The sequence below is a fragment of the Vibrio sp. PID17_43 genome (assembly GCF_002608565.1).
Lineage (GTDB): Bacteria > Pseudomonadota > Gammaproteobacteria > Enterobacterales > Vibrionaceae > Vibrio.
Window position 1 is genome coordinate 39589 of sequence record NZ_LIXM01000006.1, and the last position, 13183, is coordinate 52771.

General features: G+C 44.6%; 9 protein-coding genes. 5 read left to right on the plus strand and 4 right to left on the minus strand.

Translation table 11 applies throughout. From position 1 onward, the window contains the following. Positions 1-107: 107 nt before the first annotated feature. From AK965_RS05690 to AK965_RS05700, 3 genes are read right to left on the minus strand one after another with little or no spacing between them, the layout of a single operon-like run. A complete protein-coding gene (locus tag AK965_RS05690) occupies positions 108-2090 on the minus strand; it encodes an MtrB/PioB family decaheme-associated outer membrane protein (RefSeq protein WP_099078711.1) in 1983 nt (660 codons plus the stop codon). A gap of 10 nt (positions 2091-2100) precedes the next feature. After that, positions 2101-3075, minus strand: coding sequence for a DmsE family decaheme c-type cytochrome (locus AK965_RS05695; protein WP_099078712.1), 975 nt, complete (start codon positions 3073-3075; stop codon positions 2101-2103). Between the two features lie 50 nt (positions 3076-3125). Further along, positions 3126-5387, minus strand: a complete 2262-nt coding sequence (locus tag AK965_RS05700) for an OmcA/MtrC family decaheme c-type cytochrome (RefSeq protein ID WP_099078713.1) — start codon at positions 5385-5387, stop codon at positions 3126-3128. Between the two features lie 643 nt (positions 5388-6030). On the opposite strand from AK965_RS05700, the gene AK965_RS05705 reads away from it, so the two are divergent. Both AK965_RS05705 and AK965_RS05710 read left to right on the plus strand, forming a co-directional pair. Continuing rightward, entirely contained in the window at positions 6031-6654 is a 624-nt protein-coding gene (locus tag AK965_RS05705) for a cytochrome c-553 (protein ID WP_172438078.1), read from the plus strand. Positions 6655-6676: 22 nt separating this feature from the next. After that, positions 6677-7231 carry a NapC/NirT family cytochrome c gene (locus AK965_RS05710; RefSeq protein WP_099078714.1) on the plus strand — a complete coding sequence of 185 codons (555 nt, stop codon included), beginning with the start codon at positions 6677-6679 and terminating at the stop codon, positions 7229-7231. Here AK965_RS05710 and AK965_RS05715 read toward each other — a convergent pair. Beyond that, positions 7218-8660, minus strand: a complete 1443-nt coding sequence (locus AK965_RS05715; protein WP_099078715.1) for a DUF2867 domain-containing protein — start codon at positions 8658-8660, stop codon at positions 7218-7220. The genes AK965_RS05710 and AK965_RS05715 overlap by 14 nt on opposite strands. A gap of 94 nt (positions 8661-8754) precedes the next feature. Here AK965_RS05715 and AK965_RS05720 point away from each other — a divergent pair, with 94 nt between their 5' ends. From AK965_RS05720 to AK965_RS05730, 3 genes are all read left to right on the plus strand, one after another. Beyond that, the gene (locus tag AK965_RS05720; RefSeq protein WP_099078716.1) at positions 8755-10131 is read left to right on the plus strand and encodes an MATE family efflux transporter; all 1377 of its coding nucleotides are present in this window, start codon (positions 8755-8757) and stop codon (positions 10129-10131) included. A 400-nt stretch (positions 10132-10531) separates the two neighbouring features. Continuing rightward, positions 10532-11017, plus strand: coding sequence for a TetR/AcrR family transcriptional regulator (locus tag AK965_RS05725; RefSeq protein WP_172438079.1), 486 nt, complete (start codon positions 10532-10534; stop codon positions 11015-11017). 142 nt (positions 11018-11159) lie between these two features. Then, the gene (locus tag AK965_RS05730) at positions 11160-13031 is read left to right on the plus strand and encodes a YadA C-terminal domain-containing protein (RefSeq protein ID WP_099078717.1); all 1872 of its coding nucleotides are present in this window, start codon (positions 11160-11162) and stop codon (positions 13029-13031) included. Positions 13032-13183 lie beyond the last annotated feature (152 nt).

Sequence of the window (13183 nt, forward strand, 5' to 3'; positions counted from 1 at the left end):
AAACATCAGGTGATATATTCAGTAACCTCAGGTGTACTGAATTCAGCATCTTGAGGTCACTTACTTTGTATATCTAAGCCTGATGTTTTGTTTATGCAATGACGAAGCTAAAAGCGGTATTTCCAATATACAGAGCCGTAGAAGCCTTCATAGCTTTGCAGAACTTCGCTCATATTGGCTGCCTCATCATTGAAGAGATAATCTTCTTCTGAATAATCCTCATAGCGGATGTTAAATTCAACGCTCTGATTCTCTGTCATTTCATAGTCTCCACTAAACTCATATCGGTATGAGGTGGACTCGTTATCTGGGTATTGATACCCATCTGATGAGACTGAAGATTTGCCTTTTCCTTGGTTATAACTGTAATCAAAAGAGAGTGATAGCTTTTCATCAAGAAGCCGATCTTTGCTGATCCCGAAGCCAATAGTGGCAATGTCGTCTTTCAACTTAGTTGTGTAACGGTCCCACCCTACCACGTCAGAGTTAGCGAGTTGTTGCTCAGTACTGATGGTTTGCTGGTTGTAAAAGACATGGCCGCTTACCCCATCGGATAGGTAGAAGTTGACGCTGACGTCATAGCCGTAATCCTCGCCTTCGCTAAGGCCAATATCAGGCTTAGGATAATCGTCATTGGCATACCAGACTTCAGCGACGAGCTGAATATTGTCATTTATGTCGTAATAGCCGCCTCCTCGAACCTCCAGGCGCTCTCTGTCCGCTAAGTAGTACTGTCGTAAGTTGGGGGAATCATAACTAGAAGGTAACCAGTCAGACCCATCTCGCTGAGAATAGGAAATTTGACCTCCAATATACCACGGGGCGTCAGGGCGATACTGTGAACCGAGAGAAAATCGATGCTCATCAGTTCGTTTTCTGTCGGCGTATTCGCGTTTATCTTGTTTATAACGGTACCCGGCATTCACACTGACATCAGGATTGAAGTGATGGTCGAGTTTGGCCTCTAGTTTTGTTTTGGTGCGGTCATATTCTTCACGCGTGAAGCCAATGAGGGTATTTCGGTCTGACTTATCGTCTTTATCTAGATAATTTGCAGATAACGCTAATGCGGTCTGACGTGAGAGCTTGTTATGGTAATCCGCGTTCACTAGAAGCGAATTCATCTCACCATGAAATGTATCTGAGTTGACGGGGGATTGAGGGAAAGGGTTTAGCCCACCTTCTGAAGTGGCTTGAGACCAGAGTACACGTCCACTTATGGTGTGCTGTTCCATTCGATAGTTGCCGGATATGGCGAACTGATGGAAGTCATTATCAGGTTCATAGGCAAGGTGGTTTGCATATGGATTATTGGCGCTACCGTAATAGAGTGCGGACTGATCATTACGAAAGAATGAACCACGATAGGCGATATCAATAAGCCAATTATCTTCTATGTAGCTGACACCGGCTTGTGTATTTAGCGTTTCATTGTCGATTGTTTTGGGGATAAAACCAGGGGCACTGATGAGATTCGGAATGTTTGGTGAATAGAGCGATAGAGTTCCTTCCTTACGTTCATGTTTCATCGATACATAAGGCTTCCATGGCGTATGTGGCGTATATTCGAGCTCTAGCTTAAGAGTTTCACGCTTTACCTCATTCTCATACTGAGATAGCTCGCCACTTATTAGTGTGTTGTCAGTACCGTTATAGGCACTTAAAGATGAACGATTCCAAAAGTAGGGGGTCTCACGATAACTGATAAGCAGTTGAAAACCGTCAAATTGCCCGACCTCCCATTGCAGCAAAAAGCGTTGTAAGCCAAGATCTTCAACAATAAAACGTTGGAAGAAACCATTATCTTGATACTGTGCCATATTAACGTTTAGGCTCGCGTTAAAATGTCTATTATCGTTCGTGGTTCCGTAAAGAGGCGGGATCCAATTATAAAACCTTGAAGAACCACCGTTGTCTAAAAATCCAGCACCAATGCTAGCGTCGCCTTCCCATTGTCCAATGCTGCTGCATTCACTGCAGTTCCAACGAGTTTTGTCAGCGGGCATGCTGTTTTGAAGTGCATAATCATTCGCCTGTACTTGCAAGGTGAGAATGCAAGAAATGACTACATAGAGTTGTGTTGATCTCATACTTCCCTCCTTAATAGCTTAGCGCTTGGCCACGTGGATGGTTGGAACCATGTACTTGATTGTGACAGTTGAGACAACTTCCACCACGAACTCTAAGGTCATTTTCAGGTATGGAAACATTCGCGTGCGGAATGCGATGACACTCTTGGCACAGCATCGGTAAGCGCCTGTTAAGAAGCGCTTTGTTTATCGAACCGTGAGGTTTATGGCAGGTCGTGCAGTCCTCGACAACGGGCTCGTGCTCCCATAAGAAGGGGCCTCGTTTTTCTGCGTGACATTCGTAACAAGAATCATTGATGGATGACCATTTCAAACTGTAGTCGTTCAGTGTTTGGTGAGGGTTGTGGCAGCTGGAACATGTCATCACACCATCGAGGATAGGATGGCTCGTGCGCTTGTGGATATCGGATTTTGTTTTTGGATGACAATCGGTACATTTCTCTGCTTGAAGCTCAGCGAACATCATGGGGTCGTCTTTTTGGTGCAATTGGTGGCAACTCGAGCAGGTGAGCCCTTCGAAAGCATGTTCACTGCTGTGCCAAGTCGTGCGATCTGCATCTTGGTGGCATGACAAACAAACGCTATTTTGCTTTTCCGCCGGAACAGGAGAATCGGGACCAAATGTGATCATGGGTTCACGAGCCTGTCCTTTACGTGGATTGCGCTCATGGTTGTTGGCAGGTCCATGACAAGCTTCACATTGCTTGTCACTGATTGGGCCATGAATATTGGCAGCCTTACCATGGATGTTGTCAAAAATTCCCGTGGCTGGTTTATCTGATGTGTCATCATGGCAACGTAAACAACCATCTGGCCCACGACGAGAGTATTTTCCTTCAGAAAACTTAGTATCTAATATCTGTTCGATTTCTTCTTGGCTCAACGTTGTGGTTTCAGATTTTGTCGTGTCGTTTGAATACACCGTAAAGGTAAATCCGATGCAAAGTATGCCAGCCAAAAACCACCGCTGAATCATTGTTTTCATAAGAATCCTTTTCTTCATTTTAAACATCGTTTTTATTATCAATGCCTTAATCAGCGGTAGTCATAAACACGGTGAACTTTATCCACTCCTTGTGATTGCCCTATTGCGTGGCATGTTGCGCATTGTTCGGTCCCCGTGGCCTCAGGTGCTGTTGCTGCGCCCCAAATGGCTCCATGATTTAGCATATGGTTTAAAGCCGAGTCTCCTGCGATGGTATCAGGGTCCGCGTTTGCCAGTGATGATTCGAGGTGACATGCGCCACAAGCGACTAATGCTGGGCTAAAGTATTGACCACTGGCCAAGGAAGGACGAGGATTGTTCTGGCTTGGTAAGTTGTATTGCGACTGACTATGGCAGGCTTCACAATTGTTTATTGTACCAGGGTATGGGGCGTTCCCTGTACGTCGAGAGCCAAACGCATGGAATGAATGAACATGGTATTTGAGATCGGCTGCCATGCCTGAGAAAAAGGCGGAGCGCTCAGAGTTGTGGCAGTTCTTACACTGTTGGAAGTCCGTCGCTGCATGAGGATGTTGGCCGAATAAATGAATGGAGAGCTCCTTATGACAGTCATTGCATAATGCGAGTTCGGCACCCACAGGGATACTATGTTGTTTCACGATGCCTCCGATATCAAAAGACGCGGTTGCATTGTTCGAGGCAATAACAAAAGGCGAGTTAATCAGGTCGATGCCCTCGAAGATGTGGCAGTCGGCAAGCTCTCCGCTCTTTCTATCCGCACAAAGTGGAGCGTCAGCGATGTTGACAGTAAGAATGGAGGTGGCATTAGGCTGTAACAGTGTGTCGCTAAAATTCTTATGGCACAGAAATAATCCTTCACCTTGGGCAATACAACCATCACCTGTTTGACCATCATCAGCAAGGTTTAAACTGTTGTTCGCAAGTACGGGACCATCTCCGTTATCCCAGTTGAGCAATAGGTTTAAGTGACCAGGTTCATTGATGTAAGGGGAAAGCTCAGCGATTGATGTTATTCCAAGACCATCTTTCGAGACCTTCAGTTCAATTTCAAACTGATTGTCAGTGAACCTGGCGTGTTTTATATCAATCACTAAAGAGTTTCTTGCGGTAGCGAGATTATCTAGACGAGTAAGATGGACGGTTTTTGCACTCCGCTCCGCATCCTCTCCAACAATTGGGTTGCCCTCGTCGTCTCGCTCATAAGGGCGATGGCAGCCGGAACAAGTATTTTGTGGTTCGCCATTGCGTAGCCATACATTACCAACTTGGTTGTCATGTGCGCCCCGATCTCGATATAAATGGCAAGTTTCACAGGCCACTTGGCTAGGGTGCTCAAACCAATTATTCGCATCTGATGCCAGTGTAATGTCAGTAGAATGGCAAGTGGTACAGTTTCGAGCATCTTGAGGGAACGGATTGTCTTCAACAATGAGTCCATTAATATCGGTAACCAGCATATCGTTTTCATCGATGGGCTGCTTGTAAGTGGTGCTGTCACCTCTATCGCTACCAAGTTTAAATACGTTGCCATGATACTGATGAATGATTGCGGCTAACGGACGTCTGGCTGGTGCCGCACCTGGGTTGCTGTCATTGTGGCAAGCGGTACATACGGCAATATTATTGTCAATGGAGCGATAGCCGGGGCTATGGAAAAGCGGCTCTTCCATATGACAACTTTCACACTTCCCTTTCTCAATCACGTTTCGTGAGACTGATGGGCTGGTGTTCCCACTCGGTATCCACTCGTAAGTGTGAGTGAATCCAAGTTCTTTGTCGCCATACGCCATAACAATTCGGTGTAACGTATCTTCATCCCATGCGATATAACCACTGTTATTTACTGAGTCGCTAGGATAAGGATCCTGAATTTTAAACAGATCTGCTATGGCAAAGGTGTATCGATATCCCTCATCCGTTTCTAGCAAATGACCATCCCAAACACTTTCCATGCTTGCGCGATTAGTGGGAGTGTTGCTCGAGTGATGAAAGCTCTTCCAATACGTGTTGCCATGACGTCCGTTAAATGCGAATGCGGGATCGGTTGTATCTTCAATATTCTCGCGAGAAGGCATCGCTTTTAATAAGGCGATGCGAAATTCTCTATTTTCATCAAAGCGGTACGACTGCCCACTGCCATCATATATAGAGAAGTCGATGACGAGTTTCGTTTCACCGCTATCAAGAGAAACTAATCTAGGTGGTTGGATATTAACGCGAAAATCACCCAAGTTAGGAGGAGGGGTATTTTGGTCATTCTTGCTGTCTGGTCCGCAAGCGATAAGTAGTGACCCTAAGATGACAATAATAGTCGACTTGAAACAGTTCATGGCCTCTCTCGATTCTTCCTTAAAGTAAGTGGGATTGAGTTAGCTTTGATGAAGTTTGCTATATATAACCTACTGATTAAGTTATTTATCCTTTATCGAGACCGAGTTTAGATGTCCGTATATCCACTCATTTCCAAGGAATTGAAACTTACTGGTCTGGTATGAGTATAGACGTAAAGATAAATGTTAAAAAATAATACGCACTTTTATTATGGTAAATGGTTGATTTTGTAACAATGAATAAATAAAACAGCGACTTAACCTTTAAATGTTATAAAGGAGTGTTAAGCGTGAAAACTAAAAAATTAGATTTATTTGAACTACGCTAAAATTCACAAACAAAGAATCTCACCACTTTTATAAAGTTCATTCTGCCCACGTTGTCGGAATGACAAATGTTTTTATTGTTTTGATTCGGCTATCGATGCACGGTCAACCGTAAGATACTCGCAGGAATAGAGGTTTGACTGGTGTGTTGCACGATGTGTAGAGTCAGGAAGCATATAAACGTGGTGTACGCGCTGTAATACCTCTTTAGTCATGCGGCAAGGAATTAACCGTCACTGTGGGTATAAAAATCTGATTTTTCGTTGGAATTAATGATAAGACTTTATCAAAGATGGTTTTACGGAGGGATGAATTAATGATTCTCATTTCAAAGTTTCTTTTAAATATATTTACCATATCACTTTTAAGTTTGATGTCTATTTCTTGGGGCTGGGCATCTACCGAAGATTTAATTATTAAAAATCAATGTGAATCTTGTCACGGACCTAAAGGTGTGAGCTCTAATACTAATATTCCCTCTATTGCGGGGATACCAGAGTTTAATCACGTTGATCAAATGTTGAGATATTTAGAGGGTAGGCCAGCTGCCACAGTGAATTTTGTTTATGGAGATACTAGCCAAAAAGGTGACATGGTTGGCGTTGTGAAATCCCTAACTGAAGCACAGATAGAGAATATTGCTAAGCATTATTCTAGCATCGAGTTTGTCCGTGCTGACCAACCGTTTGACGCAGCGCTCGCGGCAAAAGGGAAAGCTGTTCACCTTAAAAGCTGTGAAAATTGCCATGCTGAAGGAGGGAGTGACCCGTTCGATGAAGCCTCCATCTTAGCTGGTCAGCAAAAAGGTTACCTTTTAACAACATTGCAGCAATTTAATCAGGGAAAGCGCTCGGTTGACAAACAAATGGATGATGCGATTAAGAGTTTGAGTTCAGAGGACTTGCGGGCACTCTCCGAATATTATGCCAGCTTCCGTTAAACTAAGTTGGAGATGACTGGACATGAGTCTATGGCGAAAACCCAACAAAAAATGGATGCTAGGTGTGCCGATAGGGGGCATATTGGCTTTTGTGATTGGTGTTGGGGCAGTGATGAGTTTCCATGTTGGTATGCAATACACAAATAGCAATGCATTCTGCTATCGCTGCCATATTGGCATGGATACCATCGTAGAGGAGTATCAACAATCATCCCATTTTAACAATGCAAAGGGGGTAGTCGCAGCGACGTGCAGCGACTGCCATGTGCCACGAGAATTTTTGGCGAAGCTTGGGTTAAAAATTCGCGCTACGGCGGATATTTACCATAAGTTGATGGGTGATATTACACTCGAAAATTTTGAAGAAGAGCACCGACCCCGTTTAGCTGAGGTGGTAACAGCCGAGTATGTGGGCAACAAGTCAAAGCAATGTCGATATTGCCACTCTATCGAACGGATGGATTTTGAAAAACAAAGCCGCACTGTTGCTCGTCGGCATGAAATGATGGAAAGTAGAAATCAATCGTGCATTGATTGCCATGCAGGGATTGCACATAAGCTTCCTACTCAAGACTAGCTGATCTTTCGGCTTCCTTGACCATCGCTCTCACCATGCCTTTGAAGATAAATAGGTGAGCTGGCATCATGGCAAACCAATAAAGCAGCCCCAAAAAACCTTGTGGGTGCCACCAGGCTCTGATGTCTAATTCCCTCTGGATTCCGTCGTCTTTGATGGTTATTTCTAAACGACCAAGGCCAGGACCTTTCATGCCGAAGAATAAAGAAAGAAAGTGATTCTCTTCACATCGAATAACTTTCCAGGAATCAATAAAATCACCGACTTTCAACTCCGGCCCGGGAGGCGATACTCGAATTGGTTTTCCTCCACCAAAAAAGATATCGAGCCATTCACGTGTGCGCCACAAGACATTGGCAAAGTAATAGCCTTTCTCTTTGCTACCGATCTTTTGCGCGACTTCCCATAAGGACGCAGCGGAAGCTTTGGTCTTGATACTTGTTCCAGCTTGTTTTGGGTAGTAGCCATACCCTGGTTGCCAACGATTCAGCGCTGCTGGCTCAAATCCCCAAACGTTACTGCGGACAAAAGTCCCTTCTGCTGCGATGGTGTCTGTGACGGACTGTTTATAGCTGATCAGCTTTTGTGGGAATCGTTCGTGTATGGGTTTGGCATCAGCAATGTAATCGTGCTCCAAACCTGCAAGTAGCGCTTTACCAATACTTGCGGGAACTGATGTCACAATGGCTAACCAATATGAGGCCATGTTGGGTGTTAGCAGTGGCGTTGACCAAAGTCGGTAAGGTTTCTTGGTGATCTTAGAAATGACTTCAAATTGCTCACGATAACTTAATGTATCAGGACCGCCAACCTCGTAGATCTCGCTTTTGGTCGGGGTGACTTCCGCTAATTCAAGCAAGTAGTGATTGAGATTGGGCAGGGCAATTGGGTTGGCTTTGGAATCCACCCATTTTGGTGTGATCAGCACTGGAAGGTTGTAAACAAAGTCTCTCATGATCTCGAAGGCTGCTGATCCTGGCCCGATGATCACACCAGCACGCAATTCCGTTACGGGTACGCCCGTTTGGCGAATGATTTTTCCCGTAGCTTTACGAGCAGCAAGATGTGGTGAGTTTCCGGTTCGTGGCTGGATAGCACTCAAATAAATGACGTGCCCTATATGGTTTTTCTCTAGTGCTTGTTTAAAGTTTTCTGCGAGATTCACTTCATATTCGACGAAATCATGCCCTTGAGCCATACCATGAACTAAAAAATACACCAGATCAAAGTTGTTAACGAGTGACAGTGTTGTATCTATGTCGGCTAAATCAAAGTAAGTGATCGTGAGATTTGGATGCGGCTGCGTTCTGGCCTTCAAATAATCAATATGACGCGCCGCTGCCGTGACGGTGTAACCTTTATCAAGCAGTAACGGAAGCAGTTGAGATCCAATGTACCCTGAAGCGCCAAGTACCAACACCTTTTTCATTTTGAATCCTTGTATTGCTGGTGGATTATTCATCACAAAGTATAATCATGGTGCACTTTTCCATTTCTATCAATAGGTTGTCGTTGGAGCGAGGATGTCTTTTTTCTCACAATTGTTTATTCACGCCGATAAATCGTTTTTACGTCGATTGTTCGTCATTGCTCTTCCCATTACTTTACAAAGTATGATGTTCTCTAGCCGAGGCTTGGTGGATGTACTGATGCTAGGGCAACTTGGAGAAGCTGAAATCGCTGCGGTTGGTGTGGCTGCAAGGGCGACCTTTGTTACGACCATCATGCTCCTTGGCGTAACAACTGGCGGAGCGTTGTTAACAGCGCAGTACTGGGGAGCGGGAAACAAAGTAGGTGTAAGGCAAAGCACATCGCTGACGTGGATGATTTCCATGGTATTTGCGGTCCTAACGGTGGTGTTATTCGTTCTGTTCCCAGAACCAATCATGCGCTTAACGACGGATTCAGAAGAGGTGATTCGGCTTGGTGCTGATTATCTCGTTATTTCATCGGTTAGCATGTTTGCTGTTGCCTGTGTCGCAAGTATGGCAGTGGGTCTGCGTGCTATGCATCAACCGGGTCTAAGTACGTTTTTTAGCGGAATCGGCATTCTGTCTAATATCTTCCTTAACTGGGTGCTTATTTTTGGGCAATTCGGCTTTCCTGCGATGGGTATTAAAGGGGCTGCCATTGCCACCGTCATCAGTGGTGCTATTGAAGTAACTTGTTTATTCAGTTACCTGTGGTTTAAAAAGCACATCATTGCTTTCGGTTTGGACGACATTTGTGCCAGCTTAGTGTTGGATAAAATCACCCGTTTCTTAAAACTTTCCCTTCCGACAACATTTAACTTCCTAGCATGGGCGGGCGGCTTATTTGCTTATCACGCGATTATGGGACAAGCAGGCGTGCAGGGCTTAGCTGCATTGTCAGTAATGACGCCGGTAGAGTCGATTGCTCTTGCTATGATGATCGGTTCATCCAACGCTGCTGCGGTATTGGTGGGAAATCAATTAGGCGCCAAGAACTTTGGTCCGGTTTACTATCAAGCGTGGGCAACCGTGATTCTCAATGTATTGATAGCCGTCGTTGTCGCGATTTTACTTCTGCTCTCAAACCAACTTATTCTCGATGCCTTTAGTGCTCTGACGCCAGAAACGCGCCACCTAGCTGAACAGTTTATGGTGATTCTTGCTGTCGGGGTGGTACTTCGTTCTGTTCCTATGATGGCTATTGTCGGTGTGCTTCGCGCAGGTGGGGATGTGAAGTTCTGTTTGTACCAAGATCTGATCGCGCAATGGGTAATAAGTATTCCATTAGCCGCCTTTGGTGCTATCTACCTAGGCTTTGAGCCTCAATGGGTTTATTTACTGTTTTTGACCGAAGAAGTCGTGAAGTGGGGGACATGCCTACACCGCATGGCGAGCAAGAAATGGATGAAAAATTTGATCGATGCTTAGGAAGGGTCGCGAGACAAGTTGCACTAATGGGTGAAAGCAATTCAGCGGTTTCCGTTGATAATCGGTCAAAAACCAAACTAATGATTAAGGATGAATGCAAATAATATTGTATCCACATACAGTGCTTTGTATATTTGGCTTACTATTTATGTGTATCGGTACGTATTGTGAGAGACATTCAAAACAGCAACGTGTAGAGTCATCACGAGAACAAACACAGAATCTGATAGATGTCAGAACGAAATAAGAGCTGAATGATCGAACGGTTCCATTGGTTTGAATCGTGTTCTCATTGCTTATGTTCTGCCACAGCATCCATCGCTCATATTAACCAATGTTAATAAAGCCTCCCAGACGGAGGTTTTTTTACATGATAATACCGGAAACCTCAGGAGGATTTATGGCACGTATAACTGCAGAGCAAAGAGCTTCGAATAAAGCGGAGTATGACGCGCTCGTACTCCGTATATTTATGGAAGAGGGATGGGATCACGTCACTTATGACAGGCTATCCAAAGAGCTAGGCATCCGCAAAAGTACGTTGCAAGGCTACTACGAGAATAGGTTAATGTTTGCTACGGCCTTGCAGGGGAAAATATTACCCCATGTGATGCAAAAGCTTGATGTGAACAGTAGTGAAGGATTCATCAGAAGTTGGTTTGATGCTTACTGGGATCATGAGGATCACGTGTTCCGTGAAGTTGTTAGAATGTTAGTAACGAGTGTCGTGGATTCTGGCAGCGGTGCAGTGCAGATTAAGAGGGCGATTAATCAGATTGAATTGGTCTTGTCTAACAATATCGGTAAGGAAGAGTCTAGAAAGACAATGGAAATAGTCTTCGGGAAGATAATTTTTCTCTATATGGAACAGTTGGTTAGTAAATAATTAAATTAATTCGTACTAATACGCTTGACGGTTTTTGCTGAATCTTTATAATGCCCACCTGTAGATAGCGAACGGCATTCTTTAAGTGCGTTCGCCTTTATTTTGAAATAAAAGCGTACTAATACGATATAGGTAAAGTATTATGAAAAAGACAATTCTCTCTGTAGCAGTAGCAACAACACTTGGTTTGGCAATGGGCGCGGCACAAGCTGATATGGGCATCCCTTCACCAGATCCAATCAGCCCAATTACTCCGCCGGACGCAGTTGTTCCATCTCCAGAGCCAACTAAGCCACAAACTGGCGCAGATTTCATGGATGCATTCAACAAGCGTTTTAGTGAATTTGGCTACGAAATCGTTATCAACGATAAAAACTACGTACAGCTAGTAGATAAGGATGGCAATACACACGCTCTTGCACAAATTCAACCTAAATCTGGTAAGTGGAAGCAGAACGACAAGCAGAAAGAGAACGCTATTATTCTTAAATCTGATGTTCGTCGAGCTATCACGGCTTACATGGAGCACAACAACGGTGATGTAGTTCTTCCAACTCCGAAAACTCCAGACCAAATCAAAGATATGGCTAAGTCTAAAGTTCTTGTTTGGAAAGGTGATTTGACTAACAAGCAGAAGGGCGGCCTAATCGAAAATGTGGCGGCAAACAAAGATATTGTAGTTAAGTTCAATGACGCTACTACTGACGGTATGGCTACTATGGAGTTTTCGCTGCCAGATGGTTCTACTTATGAAGTGACAGCCGCAGAGTTCAACTCTTGGATGCTGACTAAACAGGAAGCGCGTGCAGATGAGCGTAACAACCAAATTGGTATCCCTACTCCGCCTGTAGAAGATATGCCAATTATCGAGCCTATCGACTCCCGTGAAAAAGCTAAACAACACGCTACTGAAGTTGCTAAAGAATGGCAAGCTGGCCTGACTGATGGACAGAAAGCTACAATCGTTGCTGACCGAGCAGATGCAGCAGGATTCACTTTCGATGCGTACGAGAACGCGAACGGTGAGACTGTTCTTACATTCACTAACCAAGAAACTGGTGAGGCACAAGGCGCTACTGTAGAGCAGTTCAAAAGATGGGCTATCAACAAGCAGGTTGAGCGCAAGACAGAGCGTGACCTAAACCGAGCTCCAGTAATTGTCCCACCTGTTGAAGATGCGCCTATCATTGAACCGGATGTTGAGAAGTTCAAGGCTGCTATCAACAACCTGCAAGAATCAGGTGAGAATCTGAAGACTGATCTTACTGCTGGTAAGAGAGAGCTAGAAGTAGCTGCACAAAGTGCAACTGAACAGATGGTCGCGCAGTTCGCAGCGATGCAAAAACAGCTAGACGAACAGGCTAAATTAATTGCTGAACTTCAGAACGGTGAAAACCCTTCAGTACCTAGCACTGGTATCTCTCCAGAAGCAGAATCAGCACTACGTGATGCGTCAGCTACTCTACAAGCTAAGATGGACGTTGCAGTTAACAAGCTACAAGGCGCTGCTAAGACTCTTCAAGAGAAAGGTTCTAAGCTTGCACCGCAAGACCCAGACTTTGGTATCAACCCACCATCACAGGGTGTCCCGACTCATGAGCTTGGCTCAATTGGTGAAGGTCAAGCAGTCGCTTATGTGCAAAATGGTCTTGAAGAGCTATACAATACTGGTAACGAGCAGGCACAACAATACGCAGATAAGGCATTGAGTGATGCTAAATCGTACACTGATACTCAAATTGCTGGTATTAACTCACGTATCGACGGGATCGAAGAAGACTTAGAAACAGTGATGGCAACATCACAAGCAGTAACAGCGGCGCGTCCATACCTGTCTTCAAACCAGACTAACGCAATTGGTGTTGGCTTGGGTAACTCAGGTTCACAAAACGCGATTGCAGTAGGTTATGCTCATCGCATCAACGAGAACTGGACTGCCAATGCGAACCTATCTGGTACGAGCGGCAACGAAGTAGACTACTCTGTAGGTGCAGGTCTGTCATACGCTTGGTAAGAATTACCTATAAACGTAACGTTTACCCTGAACACCTAGGTTAGTAGGGGGTTTTTACTCAGTAGGCTCATCTTAGGATGAGCCTCTTTTCGTAAGAGAATATTATAGCCACCCATAATGAGCATCATAATGTGTTCTGACCTACATTCATT